The sequence below is a fragment of the Streptomyces sp. NPDC054842 genome (assembly GCF_053611025.1).
The window spans coordinates 215946-231350 of record NZ_JBSGZN010000006.1 but is presented as its reverse complement, the minus strand read 5'-3'; the positions used below and the strand labels follow the sequence as shown (position 1 = coordinate 231350).

Annotated in this window: 8 protein-coding genes; 3 read left to right on the top strand and 5 right to left on the bottom strand. The window is 74.6% G+C overall.

The window, feature by feature from the left end; all coding sequences use genetic code 11:
* Window positions 1–389: 389 nt before the first annotated feature.
* Window positions 390–941 carry a MarR family winged helix-turn-helix transcriptional regulator gene (locus tag ACWGIS_RS07470; protein ID WP_453361429.1) on the bottom strand — a complete coding sequence of 184 codons (552 nt, stop codon included), beginning with the start codon at window positions 939–941 and terminating at the stop codon, window positions 390–392.
* Window positions 942–1118: 177 nt separating this feature from the next.
* Here ACWGIS_RS07470 and ACWGIS_RS07465 point away from each other — a divergent pair, with 177 nt between their 5' ends.
* Entirely contained in the window at window positions 1119–2390 is a 1272-nt protein-coding gene (locus ACWGIS_RS07465; protein WP_453361428.1) for an MFS transporter, read from the top strand.
* A 13-nt stretch (window positions 2391–2403) separates the two neighbouring features.
* Here ACWGIS_RS07465 and ACWGIS_RS07460 read toward each other — a convergent pair whose 3' ends face one another.
* Both ACWGIS_RS07460 and ACWGIS_RS07455 read right to left on the bottom strand, forming a co-directional pair.
* Window positions 2404–4074 carry an ATP-binding SpoIIE family protein phosphatase gene (locus ACWGIS_RS07460; protein WP_453361427.1) on the bottom strand — a complete coding sequence of 557 codons (1671 nt, stop codon included), beginning with the start codon at window positions 4072–4074 and terminating at the stop codon, window positions 2404–2406.
* A 202-nt stretch (window positions 4075–4276) separates the two neighbouring features.
* Window positions 4277–5680: an NAD(P)/FAD-dependent oxidoreductase gene (locus ACWGIS_RS07455; RefSeq protein ID WP_453361426.1), complete on the bottom strand. Its 1404-nt coding sequence runs from the start codon at window positions 5678–5680 to the stop codon at window positions 4277–4279.
* 375 nt (window positions 5681–6055) lie between these two features.
* On the opposite strand from ACWGIS_RS07455, the gene ACWGIS_RS07450 reads away from it, so the two are divergent.
* Together ACWGIS_RS07450 and ACWGIS_RS07445 are read left to right on the top strand one after the other, a co-directional pair.
* Window positions 6056–6820: a TetR/AcrR family transcriptional regulator gene (locus ACWGIS_RS07450; RefSeq protein WP_453361425.1), complete on the top strand. Its 765-nt coding sequence runs from the start codon at window positions 6056–6058 to the stop codon at window positions 6818–6820.
* A 398-nt stretch (window positions 6821–7218) separates the two neighbouring features.
* Complete coding sequence (locus ACWGIS_RS07445; RefSeq protein WP_453361424.1) at window positions 7219–9165, top strand: sigma-70 family RNA polymerase sigma factor; 1947 nt, start codon at window positions 7219–7221, stop codon at window positions 9163–9165.
* A gap of 112 nt (window positions 9166–9277) precedes the next feature.
* Here ACWGIS_RS07445 and ACWGIS_RS07440 read toward each other — a convergent pair whose 3' ends face one another.
* A complete protein-coding gene (locus tag ACWGIS_RS07440) occupies window positions 9278–12556 on the bottom strand; it encodes a BTAD domain-containing putative transcriptional regulator (protein ID WP_453361423.1) in 3279 nt (1092 codons plus the stop codon).
* A 473-nt stretch (window positions 12557–13029) separates the two neighbouring features.
* Complete coding sequence (locus ACWGIS_RS07435; RefSeq protein WP_453361422.1) at window positions 13030–15135, bottom strand: asparagine synthase-related protein; 2106 nt, start codon at window positions 15133–15135, stop codon at window positions 13030–13032.
* Window positions 15136–15405 lie beyond the last annotated feature (270 nt).

Below are 15405 nucleotides of genomic sequence, written 5' to 3'. Positions count from 1 at the left end.
GTGCTTTCCAGGTTTCCGCTTTCGCGTTTCCCTTTCCGGCGGTTCCGACTCTACCAGATCCTTTCGGGCCTGATTCCCAGTCAGCGGGGCTTGTCTTCGCGGCTGTTGGGCCGTTCCGACGTCCCAGACTTTAGCGGATCCTCTCGGCGGTTCCTAATCGGAGCCGCCGCCCGAATCGAAATGAATTCGGGCGTGCCGAAATCCAACCCGATTGGGAGATCCTGCTGGTGGTTTGGGTGCCGCTTCAGCGGCGGAGGTGCTACCGCAGAACCGTTACGGCCCCGTGGCAACTCGAAGAACCTTACGGATCCGGCAGGGGGCTGTCAACCATCTCTGTCAAGATCTTTTGCGAGAGGCTCCATGCCCTTCCCTGACCGGGGCGGACGCCCTCAGTCGAGGTCGGTGAGACGGCCGCCCGCGTCGGGCTGAGCGTCCTCGACCCGGCGGAGGAGACGGGTGAGCACCTCGCCCAGGACGCCGCGCTCGGCGGTGGAGAGGTCCTGGAGCAGGTCCTCCTCGAACACCGTGGCGAGGCGCATCGCCTCCAGCCACTTCTCGCGGCCCTCCACCGTCAGCTCGACGATGACGCGCACGCGGTTCGACTCGTCCCGCTCCCGGGTGACCAGGCCCTCGGTGACCATGCGGTCGATCCGGTGGGTCATGGCCGCCGGCGTGAGGCCCAGCCGCTTGGCGAGCTCGCTCGGGCCCAGGCGGTACGGGGCGCCGGAGAGGACGAGGGCCTTGAGGACCTCCCACTCGGCGTTGCTGATGCCAAGGGTGGCGGTCTGCCTGCCGTAGGCGACGTTCATGCGGCGGTTGAGCCGGCCGAGCGCCGAGACGATCTTCTCGACCTGGGGGTCGAGGTCGCGGAACTCGCGCTGGTAGGCCGCGATCTGTTCTTCGAGGGTCGGCTCGCTGACGCCGCCGGGGGTGTCACCCATGGGCGCAGTATGGCACGCCCTCGCTTGGCTTCGAAGTCCTTGGAGGTGTACTGTTTAGCTTCGAACTTTAGCTCTGAAGTCTTCAGAGCTAACTCATCATCCGTAAACCTCTGGACCGGCTCCCCGCTCGGGGGCCGGCCGGTCCTCGTTCCAAGGCAGGTGAAAGTGACCAGGGCGATGGGCGCAGCGATGCGCCGGATCCACGTGGGCAACGCACTCAGCGCGTTCGGGCTCGGCTTCACGGTTCCGTATCTGTACGTCTACGTGGCGCAGGTGCGGGAGCTGGGGGCCATGACGGCGGGACTCGTGCTCGCCGTCTTCGCCGTGGCCGCGCTCGTCGTGCTTCCGTTCGCCGGGCGGGCCATCGTCCGGCGCGGTCCGCGGCCGGTCCTCGTCGCCGCCCTGGTCACCGCCGCCCTCGGGGCGCTGAGCCTGGGACTCGCGGGCAGTGCGACGACGGTGCTGCTGTCGGCCGCGGCGCTGGGTGCCGGTCAGGCCGTCATGCAGCCGGCGCTGGCCACGATGATCGTGGACTGCTCCACCGCGGACACCCGCTCGCGCGCCTTCGCGACGCAGTTCTTCCTGCAGAACCTGGGCCTCGGCGTCGGCGGCCTGATCGGCGGGCACCTCGTCGACACCACGCGCGCGGACTCCTTCACGCTGCTGTTCGCGATCGAGGCGGCGATGTTCCTGCTGCTCGCCGTGATCATGACGACGGTGCGGATGCCGCACGCGCCGCAGGTCGGGAGCGCCCCGCAGGCAAGGGGTGGCAGCTGGAAGCAGCTGCTCGGCAACCGGGCCATGGTGCAGCTGTGCGTCCTCGGCTTCGTGCTGTTCTTCGCCTGCTACGGGCAGTTCGAGTCGGGGCTGAGCGCCTACGGCGTCGAGGCGGCCGGCATCTCGACCTCCGCGCTCGGTACGGCTCTCGCGGCGAACACGGCGATGATCGTCGTCGCGCAGTTCGCGGTGCTGCGGTTCGTCGAGCGCCGGAAGCGGTCCCGGGTGATCGCCGCAGTCGGGCTCATCTGGGCCCTGGCGTGGGTCGTGGCCGGGTACGCGGGCCTCGGGCACGGCAGCCAGACCATGGCGACGGCCGCGTTCGTCTCGACGTACGCGCTGTTCGGCCTCGGTGAGGCGATGCTCTCCCCGACGGTCGCGCCGCTGGTCGCCGACCTGGCGCCGAGCGGCATGGCGGGCCAGTACAACTCGGCCTTCGCCCTGGTGAAGCAGCTCGCGCTGGCGGTCGGCCCGGCGGTGGGCGGCCCGATGGGCGCGTCCCTGCACGCGCCGTACGTCGTGACGTTCCTGCTGTTCTCGCTCGGTATCACCTACCTGGCGATCCGGCTCGGACGGCAGCTCACCCCCGTGCAGAACCAGCCGTCGCTCGCGCGGAGCCGGGTGGTGGCGCAGGGCGGTGCCCCGGCGGAGCCGGCCCGCTCCAGCGCCTGACGGGAGCGGCCCCTCAGCCCGCCTCGCGCGGCAGGGCGAACTCGCACCACACCGCCTTGCCGCCGCCCGGCGTGCGCCGGGAGCCCCACCCTGAGGCGATCGTGGCGACGATGGCGATACCGCGTCCCGCCTCGTCGCCCGGCTCGGCGCGGCGGCGGCGCGGCAGGTGGTCGTCGCCGTCGGTGACCTCGATGATCAGCCGCCGGTCGGTGCGGCGCAGCCGCAGCCGCATCGGCGGGGTGCCGTGCTGGAGGGAGTTGGCGACGAGTTCGCTGGCGGCCAGCACGCCGAGGTCGTGCAGCTCGCGCGGGAAGCGCCAGCTGGTGAGCACCCCGGAGGCGAAGGCACGCGCGCGCGGGGTGGCCTCCACACCGCCGAGCAGTTCCAGTGCCGCGTTGCGGAACAGCTCGCTGTCGGGGCCGGTGCGGGCCGGGTGCTGGAGCACCAGGACGGCGACGTCGTCGTCGTGGTCGGCCGTCACCCCCGCCGAGCGGACCAGCCGGTCGCAGACGACCTGGGGGCTGCCGGTGGCGCCGGCCAGGGCGCGCTCCAGGGCGGCGATCCCCTCGTCCAGGTCCTCGTTGCGCCGCTCCACCAGGCCGTCCGTGTAGAGGACGGCCGTGGAGCCGGGGCCGAGCGGGACCGTGCCCGAGGCGTGCATCCAGCCGCCCGTGCCGAGCGGGGGCCCGGTGGGTTCGTCGGCGCGCAGCACGGTGCCGCTCTCGTCGCGTACGAGGATCGGCAGGTGGCCGGCGGACGCGTACACCAGCCGGCCCTCGTTCGGGTCGTGGATGGCGTACACGCAGGTGGCGATCTGGTTGGCGTCGATCTCGGTGGCGAGGCCGTCGAGGAGCTGGAGCACCTCGTGCGGCGGCAGGTCGAGCCGGGCGTACGCGCGGACCGCCGTACGGAGCTGGCCCATGACGGCCGCGGCGCGCACCCCGCGCCCCATGACGTCCCCGATGACCAGGGCGGTGCGGCCGCCGCCCAGGGTGATGACGTCGTACCAGTCGCCGCCGACCGCGGCCTCGGTGCCACCGGGGTGGTAGGTGGCGGCGACGCGCAGGTCGTCCGGCTCCTCCAGCTCCTGGGGCAGCAGGGAGCGCTGGAGGGTGACGGCGGTCTCGCGCTGCCTGCGCTCGCTGGCGCGCAGCCGCTCGGCGGCCTCGGCGTGGTCGGTGACGTCGGTGGCGAAGATCAGGACGCCGCCGCCGCGTCCCTCGGTGCCGCCGTCCCCGTCGGGCGTGTCCACGGGGGTGCAGGTGAAGGTGTAGGAGCGGCCGTCGGGTGTCCTGCGGGACTTGACCGTGCGCGGCTTGGCGCTGCGCAGCACCTGGTCGAGGAGGGGCAGCAGACCCAGCCCGTCCAGTTCCGGCAGGGCCGAGCGCGCGGGTTCGCCGAGGGGGCGTACGCCGAAGGCCGCCACGTACGCGTCGTTCACGTAGGCGATGCGGTGGTCGGGGCCGTGCACCAGGGCGACGAGGGCGGGGACGCGGTCGAGGACCTCGCGCACCGGCAGTACGTCGACGGCGGGCACGTGCGGTACGTCGTCGGTCAGCTGCTCGACGCGGGCCGCGGGCACGGATCCGTCGCCCCGCCGGTCCTGGGTGACCGGATGGTCGCCGCGCGCCGCGGCGCGGCGCTGCGTTCCGGGGAGTCGGGCGCTCCAGCGCGTGAAGTTCACGAGTCCTTGCCTCGGGTTCATGGCCCCCGGCCGGCACGGTCGGCCGGGGGTCCGGGGGTCTCCCCCGGGGGATACAGCACGTGGGAAAAGCATCGTGGGTCCGAAGAGCGGGGCGGCGGACCCGCCCGGCCGTGGAACAGTCTGGCCGACCGGACCGACATCCGTCAGACGCGGGCCCCTCCGGGCCAGTTCCTGGCTCCGGTCAGGACGACCCCTTCGGGTCCCGGGCGGGATCTCCACCGGCCGCGCGTTCGAACTCGGCACGGGGATGTTCGAGTGAGCCGAGGGAGACGATCTCCCTCTTGAAGAGCCCCGACAGGGTCCATTCGGCCAGGACGCGGGCCTTCCGGTTGAAGGTCGGGACCCTGCTCAGGTGGTAGGCGCGGTGCATGAACCAGGCAGGGTAGCCCTTCAGCCGCCGTCCGTAGACGTGGGCCACGCCCTTGTGCAGCCCGAGCGAGGCGACCGAGCCGACGTACCGGTGGGAGTACGTCTCCAGCTCCTCGCCGCGCAGGGCGTGGGCGATGTTGTCCCCGAGGACCCTCGCCTGGCGCACCGCGTGCTGGGCGTTGGGCGCGGTCAGTGCCCCCGGCTTCCCGGCGGCGACGTCGGGGACGGCGGCCGCGTCGCCCGCGGCCCACGCGTGCGTGGTGCCGTCCACGGTCAGCCGGGGGGTGCACTTCAGGCGCCCTCGCTCGTCGCGCGGCAGGTCGGTGGCGGCGAGGAGCGGATGCGGTTTCACGCCGGCCGTCCACACGACGGTGCGGGTCGGGAAGCGCGCTCCGTCGCTGAGGACGGCGACCCGGTCGGCGCACGACTCCAGCCGCGTCTCCAGGCGTACGTCGATGTTGCGCCGCCGCAGCTGGGTGACCGTGTACCTGCCCATCTCCTCGCCGACCTCGGGCAGGATGCGCGACGAGGCCTCGACGAGGATCCACTTCATGTCCTCGGGGCCGACGTTGTGGTAGTACCGCGTGGCGTGGCGGGCCATGTCCTCCAGCTCGGCGAGCGCCTCCGTGCCCGCGTAGCCGCCGCCCACGAACACGAAGGTCAGGGCCGCGTCGCGGACCGCGGGGTCACGGGTGGAGGAGGCGATGTCCATCTGCTCGATGACGTGGTTGCGCAGGCCGATGGCCTCCTCGACGGTCTTGAAGCCGATGCCGTGTTCGGCGAGGCCGGGAACCGGCAGGGTGCGCGAGACGGAGCCGGGCGCGAGGACCAGCTCGTCGTAGACGAACTTCTCGGCGCTCGCGCCCTTCTCCTCGGTGGCCGGCGTGGTGAGGACCGCGGTGCGCGCGGCGTGGTCGATGGATTGGACCTCGCCGACGACGACGGTGCACCTGTCGAGGACCCGCCGCAGAGGGACGACGACGTGGCGCGGCGAGATCAGACCGGCGGCCGCCTCGGGCAGGAACGGCTGATAGGTCATGTAGGGGTCGGGAGAGACCACGACGATCTCGGCCTCGCCCCGTCTGAGCTCCGGTTGCAGCTTCCGCTGCAGTCGCAGCGCGGTGTACAGCCCCACAGAGCCGCCACCGACGATGAGAATGCGTGCGTTCTTCCGGGGTTCGGGGGTCGTCCCCTGATTGATCTCTGCCGTCACCATCCCATGACGCACCCGGCGACTGCGTTTGTCCACAGGCCCGACAAATTGTGTGACCGGCCGTCGTCGTCGCGCGGAGTGGGCCGGATCACCGGAGTACGGAGAAGACGCGCAGCTCAGTGGGGGCGCACGGAGTGGGTAGAGGGGGCGCAATCGGGAGGTACCAGACCCGTGCTCCGATCGGGGGGCGCTCTGTGCGGAACCTGCCCCTTCTGAATTGACCCCCTCTCAACTATGTTCGTGTGTCGACGGGGTGCAGGGGGATGTGCTCGACGGGCCCGCAGGGGCGGACCCGTGAATCACGCTCGTTCCACACGCTCCGGCATTCAATGGCGGGGAGAGTCTCCGGGGGGAGACGTCATTACCGGGGGAACGCTTATGCACATTCAGGATTCTCATTGGTCTTCCGCGTCTGCCATCGCACCCGGTGGCGCACTCGGCGCGGCAGGCGGCAACGGACGCGGTCCGGGGGACGGTCCCCGTACCACCCCGTTGCGCGTGGACGCACAGCGCAATCTGGAACACGTACTGCGCGCGGCGCGCGAGGTCTTCGGCGAGCTTGGATACGGCGCGCCGATGGAGGACGTCGCACGGCGCGCCCGGGTGGGTGTCGGCACGGTGTACCGGCGCTTCCCGAGCAAGGACGTCCTGGTGCGCCGGATAGCCGAGGAGGAGACGTCCCGGCTGACCGACCAGGCGCGCTCGGCGCTCGGCCAGGAGGACGAGCCGTGGTCGGCGCTGTCGCGCTTCCTGCGGACGTCGGTGGCCTCGGGCGCCGGGCGGCTGCTGCCGCCGCAGGTGCTGCGGGTGGGTGTCGCCGACGAGGGCGCCGACGGCGTGCTCGCGGACGAGGCCCGGGTGCCGCACCAGCGGACCCAGCCGACGGCCGAGCTGCGGCTCGTCGAGGACACGGAGCCCGATCCGGGTGACGACACCGGCGCCGCCGCGCTGCTGGAGGTCGTCGGCCGGCTCGTGGACCGGGCCCGCGCGGCGGGCGAGCTGCGGGCGGACGTGACGGTCGCGGACGTCCTGCTGGTCATCGCGACGGCGGCGCCCTCGCTGCCGGATCCCGCCCAGCAGGCCGCGGCCTCGGCCCGGCTGCTGGACATCCTGCTGGAGGGACTGCGGTCCCGGCCGCTGTAGGAGCACGGAGCAAGAAGCAGAGAGCGGGGACGCCGCGAGAGGCCGCCGGTCGTGTCCGGCGCGCCTCCCGCGGCCCCCGCCGCTCCCGCTCACCGGGCTCATGGGACTCACCGGACTCAGCGGGCTCAGCGGGCTCACCGGGCTCACCGGGCTCACCGGGCTCACCGGGCGGGCATATCGGGCGGGCTTATCGGGCGGTGCCCCAACTTGCCCACGAATAGGCGGTGTTGATGTCACACCGAGCGGTGAAGTCTTCCCCGAACAAGTGACGGTCAGTACCGCCGTACGAAAAAACCCCACGGACGAGTGGTTGATCCCTGCTCCCGGACTCCTCAGGGGCCCCGTGTGCCACGCTTTGCCGGTATCCGGGTCGAGTGCGCAGGCGGGGGCAGTCCGCGATGAGTGGTGACGGACGGGACGAGTCGCCCGGCGACGCGGGCACGGAGCGCGGGGGACCGGCCGCACGGCAGGTGCCGGGCCAGGGCCGCCCGCACGGGGGCCGCTCCCGCCCCACGACCGCGGACGCCGCCGCTGACCGGGCCCCGCAGCCCAGCGTGCCCCCGCAGCGCGAGCGCCGCGAGGACGGCGTGCTGCCGCCGCCGGCCGAGCTGCCGCCGTCCGACGCCGACCTGATCGAGCGCATGCGCGCGGGCGACGACACGGCGTACGAGGCGCTGTACCGCCGCCACGCCGACGCCGTGCGCCGTTACGCGCGCACCTGCTGCCGGGACGGGCACACCGCGGAGGACCTCACGGCCGAGGTGTTCGCCCGCATGCTCCAGGCGGTGCGCGGCGGCAGCGGCCCCGAGCACGCCGTACGCGCGTACCTGCTCACCACCGTCCGCCGCGTCGCGGCGCACTGGACGAAGACCGCGCGCCGGGAGCAACTGGTCGAGGACTTCGCGGTGTTCGCCGCGCAGGCCGCCCGCAACCCCGACGTCCGCGACGACGACACGCTCGACCTCGGCGCGGACGTGCGGGCGATGCACGAGGCCGAGCAGTCCATGGCCATGCAGGCGTTCCGGTCGCTGCCCGAACGGTGGCAGGCCGTGCTCTGGCACACCGAGGTCGAGGACGAGTCGCCCAGCGAGGTCGCCACGCTCTTCGGGCTCGACGCGAACGGCACCCGCGTCCTCGCCAGCCGCGCCCGCGAAGGACTCAAGCAGGCCTACCTCCAGGCCCACGTCAGCACCACCCTCATCGCCGACGAGGAGTGCGCGCGCCACGCCGACCGGCTCGGCGCCTACGCCCGCGGCGGACTGCGCAGCCGGGCGGAGCGCGGGCTGCGCAAGCACCTGGAGGAGTGCGTCAAGTGCCGCCTCGCCGCGGGGCAGATCAAGGAAGTCGCCGGCGGCATCCCCGCGGTCGTACCGGTCGCGGTGATCGGCTGGTTCGGGGCCGCCGGGTACGCGAAAGCGGTCGCGCTCGTCGCCGGGGGCACCGGAGTCGGCGCCGCCGGTGCGGCCGCCGCCGCGGGCGGTTCCGCCGGCGGGGCCGGTGGCGCGGCGGCCTCCGAGGGGCTCGGCGCGCCGGCCAAGGCGGGTATCGCGGCGGGGGTCGCCGCGGTGGCCGTCGCGGCGGTCGCCCTTGCGCTGGTGGGCGACGACAGCCCCGCGAGGAGGCCCGAGGCCAGGCCGAGCGCCTCGCACGCCGTCGAGTCCGAGGCCCCGGAGCCCGCCCCGGCCCCGCCGTCGAAGGCGTCCCCACGGCCGCCGGTGGTAGCCGCCGGCGCCCCGACCCCGGCCCCGGCCGCGACGAAACCGACCCCCGTCCCCGACCCGACGCGGGCCGAGCCGTCCCCGACGCCCACCCGCGCGAAACCGGAGCCGGCCCCGACGCCCCGGCCCACCGCGGAACCGACACCCCCGCCTCCTCCTCCGCCCGCGCCCGCGCCCGCGCCCGCGCCCGCGCCGGCCGTCTATCCGTGGAACGAGCTGAAGTACGGCCTCACCGGCGACGGCACCGCGCCCGAGATGCGGCTCGGCGAGAGCAGCTGGGTGTGGCAGCGGTGGGGCGTCTCGGTCGGCGGCCGGGAGTACGCGCGCGGAGTGACCGTGCACGGCCGGTCCTCGGTGACCATCGACCTCAACCGCGACTGCTCGGCGTACGACGCGGTGGTCGGCGTCGACGACATGACGCTCGGACTCGGCAGGGTGCGGTTCTCCGTGTACGCCGACGGCTCGCGTCTGTGGCGGTCCCCGCTGCTCGCGGGCGGCGACCGCGCGGTCCCGGTCCACGTGGACCTCACCGGCCGCCGGACGATCCGCCTCGCCGTCGACCCCGACACCTCGTTCGACGCCGTGACACTCGCGGACTGGGCGGACTCGGCGTTCCGGTGCCGCTGAGGACGACCGGCGCGACGCTCAGGTACCGCCGAGGACGACCGGCGTTCGGTGCCGCCGAGGACGACCGGCGTTCAGGTATCGCTGATGGCGGCACCCGGTCCCCGCACGGTGGCTAGCCGGCGTCCAGGGCCTGTTTCAGGGTCAGCAGGACGTCGTCCGGGGTGAGGCCCGTACCCCGCTCGCGCTCGGACTCGTAGCGGGCCCGGCCCAGGGACGTGCGGGCCCCGGCCGTGATGCGCTCGGCGTGGCAGCTCTCCGGCATCGGGCGCGGGTGGCCGCCCCGCCAGCTGTCGCCGGCGGCGAGCAGGCGCACCGCGCGCGTGAGGTCGCCCGTCTCGGAAAGCAGCCGCGCCGCGTTGTCGGCGAGGTTGGCCGTCACCCACTCCGCACAGCGCGCGTCCACGGCCTCGCGCAGGGTTTCGGTGATCTTCACCAGTCCCCGCTCCGGAGTCGTCTCCATCGCCGTGATCAGGGCGTCGAGCTGGCCGAGGGCGGCGAGGAACTGCGGCGGCGGGGTGCCCCTGCGGGACTCCGTGCGCGCCGCCCGCAGCAGCTCGCGCGCCGGCCCGGCCGCCCCGTCGTCCAGCGCCATGTGGGCGCGCAGCATCAGCACGAAGGCCCGGGAGTCCGTCACCCCGTGGAGCTCGGCGGCCGCGCTCGCCCGGTCCAGGAGGGCCAGCGCCTGCGAGCGGTCACCCGCGCGGTAGGCGATCTCGGCGAGCCGGGCGACGAGGAACGGCGTCTCCGTGTGGGCGCCCACCTCGTGCGCGAGCCGCAGCGCGTCCTCGTACTCGCCCCGCGCGTCCTCGAACCGGCCGCGCATCATCGCCGTCTCCCCGACCGCGCTGCACACCTGGGCGCGCATCCAGCGGTCACCGACACGGCGGCTCAGGGCGCGGAGCTCGGTGAGGTCGCCGTCGATGTCGTGCAGCCCGCCGGGCGAGTCGACGACCATGTGCGTACGGAACATGAGGATGACGCCGACCTCCCAGTCGCCTCCGTAGCGGCGGCAGTTGGCGAGAGCGGCGTCCAGGGCGGGCCGCAGGTCCTCCGGTGAGCCCAGGAAGTAGACGGCGAGCGGCCAGACGAGCCCCGGCAGGCACGCCGCGTCCGGACCGCCCTTCTCGAAGGCGCGGCGCACCCGCCGGATGTGCTCGGGAGTGAGCCGGTCGCGCAGCGACTCCACGGGCTGCGCCTCCATGACGAGGAACAGCTCCTGCATCCGGAGTTTCATCCGCATCCGGTGCAGCGGGTGCCGCTCCCCGGTGCCGGCGTCCGCCTGGAACGCCCCGGCGGGATCGACGCCGGACAGCGCGGCGAGCAGGTCGTCGCCGCGCACGTCCGGGTCCGCGTCCAGCACGAGTCCCAGGCGCAGGACGCGGTCGGTCCACCCGGCGCCCTCGGTACGGTCGTTGCGCAGCCACCAGAACCAGCCCATGGCGAGGACCACGGCGCCGGCCTCCTCCTCGGCACCGGCGTGGACCGCCCGCCAGAGCGCCGCCCGGATGTTGTCGAGCTCGCTCTCCAGGCGCCGGATCCAGGGCAGTTGCCCGGCGGAGCGCAGCTGGGGCTCGGCCTCCTCGACGAGGGCGCGCACCCAGGCGCGGTGACGGCGCTCGGCCGCGGCGCGCAGCCCGGGCACCTCGGCGGCGCGTTCGCCGGCGTACTCGTGGATGGTCTCCAGCATCCGGTACCGCATCCCGCCGTCCTCGCCCGGTGTCGCGACGACCAGGGACTTGTCCACGAGCGCCCCGACGAGGTCGGCGGCGGGGCCCGTGCACACGGCCTCGGCCGCCGCGAGGTCCCAGCCGCCCGCGAACACGGACGCCTCGCACAGCACGGTGCGTTCCCGCTCGTCGAGGAGGTCCCAGGACCAGTCGACGACGGCGCGCAGGGTCTGCTGGCGGGGCAGGACGGTCCGGCTGCCGGAGGTGAGGAGCCGGAAACGGTCGTCCAGGCGGTCGGCGATCTGGCGGGGGGTGAGCATCCGCAGCCGGGCGGCGGCCAGTTCGATGGCGAGCGGCAGCCCGTCGAGCCGCCGGCAGATCTCGTCCACCGCCTCGGGGTCGTGCACGGCGTCCGCGTCGGGGCGGACGGCGGCGGCCCGCTCCACGAAGAGGCGGTGGGCGGGGTCGGGCGGCAACGGCTCCACGGGGCGGACCGACTCGCCGGGCACGCCGAGGGGTTCGCGGCTGGTGGCGAGGACGGTGAGGCCGGGGCAGTGCGTCAGCAGGGTCTCGGCGAGGGCGGCCGCGGCGTCGATGACGTGCTCGCAGTTGTCGAGGATCAGCAGCAGGCTGCGCGAGGCGCAGTGCTCGACGAGCAGATCGAGCGGGTCGGTCGCCGCCGTGGCGGACATCTCGTTCGTGACGAGCACGGTCTCGCGCAGACCGAGGGCGCCGACGACCGCGCCGGGCACCGCCTCCGGCCGCTCCACCGGGGCGAGTTCGGCCAGCCACGCCTGCGGCAGGCCGGCGGCGGCCTCCTCGGCGAGACGGGTCTTCCCGGAGCCGCCGGGCCCGGTCAGCGTCACCAGGCGTGCCCCGCGCAGTTCCGCGCGGATGGCCTCGATCTCGGGTTCCCGCCCGACGAAGGAGTTCAGCCGCCGCCGGATGTTCCCGCCGCGCGGCTCGGGACGTACGGCTGCGGGGTCCGGAGCCGCGGGCTTCACGACGTCTCCGCTCAGCAACTCCGAATGCAGCGCCCGTAGTTCCGGCCCCGGGTCGGTCCCCAGTCCTTCCAGGAGGACGCGGCGCGCGGTCTCGTACGCCGCGAGGGCGTCCGCATGGCGTCCGGCGTCGCGCAGGGCGTGGATGAGGAGGGCGTGCAGGGGTTCGTCGTAGGGGTGCGCGGCGGTCAGTTCCCGCAGCTCCGGTACGACGTCGGGGGCGCGGCCCAGTCGCAGGTCGGCGGCGAGGCGGGTACGGGTCGCCTCCAGTCGCAGGGCCTCCGCGCGGGTCGCGGCGTCACGGTCGGGAAGGTCCGCGAGGGCGGGGCCGCGCCAGAGGGCGAGGGCTTCGCGCAGCTCGTCCGCGGCGGTGCGCGCGTCGCCCGCCGCGAGGGCGGCCTTGGCGCCGCGCACGAGGCGTTCGAAGACGAACAGGTCGACGTCGTCCTGTCCGGCGGCGAGGCGGTAGCCGCCGGGCTCGGAGATGACGGCGTCCTTGCCGACGGCCCGGCGGAGGCGGCCGACCAGGGCCTGCAGCGCCGCCGAGGCGTCCTGCGGCGGGTCGTCCGCCCACACCTCGTCGATCAGGGTCTCGGGGGTGGCCGTGCGGCCGGGGCGCAGGGCCAGGGCGGTGAGGAGTGCGCGGACTCGGGGGCCGCCCACGCCTATGGGGGTTCCCTGGTCGTCCTCCGCCTGGGTGACGCCCAGGATTCCGTACCGCACGCCCCCATTCTCACCGCCTCACCACCACCCAGCACCACCTTTCCCGGGCGAGCCCCACCCCCGAGCCCCCGAAGCCGCCCCACGCCTCAGCCGTAAGACCACCCCCGCGAGCGGCACCACGGACCGTCACCTCTCGCCGACCCCGGCGCCGGCCCCCACCCACACCGCCCGCAAGGGCACGCCCGCCCGGACCGCAAGCAACCACGACCCGCAGCCGCGATCCGGCGGAAGGGGCCGTGCCGGTACCTCACATGGCCGTCGGGCACGGGACGCAAGCAACCGAGGGAGAGACGAACCCCAACAACAACGACCGACGGCCGGATGCACCGGCACGGCCCCGCCCCACCCACCGGCAGACAGCGCCCGACGCCCACCACAGGACACGGCACGGGACGACTCCCCCACGACGACCACCCCCGACGCCCACCACAGGACACCGCACCGCCCCACCACAGGACACCGCACCGCCCCGCTCAGGGCGCCCCCGCCAGCCCCCGCCGCCCCGACCCGAGCGCCCGGCCCTGCGGGGCGATCCCCGCGGGTACCGCCCGCTGCCGGGCCGGCGTCCCCGTCCAGCACGTGCCCCGGCGGCTCAGCAGCCGGCGGAGCCACAGCTCCAGGGAGACCAGGTCCGCGAGCCCGTCCAGCGGCAGCGGCTCGCCGTCGGCCGCCGCCCGCAGCGCCTTGCGGACGACGCGCGCCTCGACCAGCCCCGCCTCGGCGAGCAACGGCGTGTCGAACAGGGCGATCAGCGAGTCGACGGACACCCGCAGCCCCGTCCGGACGGCCGCCGCCGACGAGGCGTTGGACGGCGCGCCCCAGCCCGCGGGGAGGTCACCGACCCCGGCCCCCTCCAGCACCGTACGGAGGATCGCCGCCCGCGCCCCGGGCTGCACCCGCAGGGCCTCGGGCAGCGCCCGGCACGCCCGCACGACCTGGTTGTCGAGGAACGGCGCGTGCAGCCGCTGGAAGCGGATCTCCACCGCCTGTTCCAGGATGCGCAGGTCCGCCGCGTGCCGCGCGAGCGCGGCACGCGCGCGGAAGTCACCGGGCCGCTGCCCGGGACTCACGCCCGCCCGTCCGGACGCGGCCTGGAGGCGAACCGATACTTCGGCCAGGGCCTCCCCGGTCAGCCACCGCGCGGCGGGCCCGGGCCGGGCCCAGGTGAGCGCGGCGAGGGAGGCGCCGACGGCCCCGACGGGCTCCTCGAACCGGCGGTGCAGCAGCCGGTCGGCGAGGACGTCGACGCCGGCCCGGTACGGCGTACGCGCCAGCTTGCGCGCCGCGCCGTACACGCGCGCGGGGACCATGACGGACCCGTCGGCGCGGGCGAGCGCCGCGACGGGCCGTACGAGATGGCGCCGCTTGCGGTCCATCAGGAGGTCCGCGAGCCGGGCGGGATGCGCGTCGAGCACCTGCCGCGCCCCGTACCCGGTGAAGTGGTCGGCGCTGCCCGCGGCGAGCCGCGCCCGGTGCCGGGCGGCCGTGACCAGCGAGGGCGCGGGCTCGTCGGTGAGCGGCCCGTCCAGGTCGGCGTAGGGCAGGACCTCCTCCCCGCCGGCGACGACCACGTGGTGCAGCCGGGGGTTGGCGGCCAGCGACCCGGCCCGCTCCAGTTCGGCCTCGCGCCCGTTGACGGCGAGGTCGTTGAAGGTGACGGCGAGGAGCCGCTCCCCGGCGCCGGTGCCGTGGCCCAGCACGGTGCCGGGCATCCCGGGAAGCCCGGCGGCGAGGAGTGCGAGGGTGCCCGAGGCGGGGCCGCCGGAGAGGTCGGCGCCGATGCCGGGGACGGGCATGCCGCGGGCGGCGCGCCGTTCGGCGGGGCCCATGCCGGGCACGGGCCCGGGGTCGACGTCGGCGCCGGGCACGTGCCGGGGGGCGGCGAGCCGGGCGCGTACGGCGTCGACGAGGGCGTCCCGGACGGCGTCCACGGCGTCGGTGGGGTCGGCGGCGGGCGCGGCGACGGCGAGCGAGGCGACGGCCTCGTACCCGGCGATCTCCCGGGCCCCCGCGCGCAGGATGAGGGCGTGTCCGGGCGGGATGCGCCGAACGCCGTCGTAGGGCGTGGAGTCGTGGACGGCGGCGGGCACGTCGGGGGCCGCGAGCAGCGCGGCGAGGTGCCCGAAGTCGAGGTTGGCCTCGATGAGGTCGGCGAGGGGCAGCGCGGCGGTCGCGTAGGCCGTACCGCCGGCCCAGGGGGTGTAGAACACCGGCCGGGCGCCCGCGAGATCGCCGCAGACGGTGACCCGGCGGCCGGCCTGGACGATCGCGGTGTAGCTGCCGGGCCAGGCGGTCAGGTGGCGAAGTGCCCCTCCGCGGGCGGCGAACAGCCCGACGCGCAGTTCCTCGTCGGAGGCGCCGCAGGTGCCGAGGACGGCGATCCGGTTCTGCGCGCCGGCGTTGACGACGCGCACCTCGTCGGGGCGCCAGTCGCCGACCGCCCAGAGCGGGTCGGGATCGCCCCAGAGCAGTTGGGAGCCGACCGGGTGCACGGTCTCGCCGTCGCTCCCGGTGGAGCCTGCCGAGCCGAACTCAGAGGCTCTGGCGGCGGTACTGCTCCACCCCACCAACCACCGCATCGCCGCCTCCACAAGCTGTGGACAACCAGTGCACCGCACGAACTGGGCACCATGCTGCCACGAAGCGGGCACGCGGGAAGGCCTGTGGGAGTGCTTGCGCCCCCCGGAATGCGCCCCCGCGGACCCCGGACAGGCCTCCGACAGGCCACGCGGCGGGTGTCGGGGAGCAGTCGGGGAACCGTCAGAGACGCGATGACGAGGGTGAGTTGGCGCACCGGCGGCGGGCCGGCGAGCGGGCGGCGGACGGGAGCCGGGAAGGCGCGGCCGGGG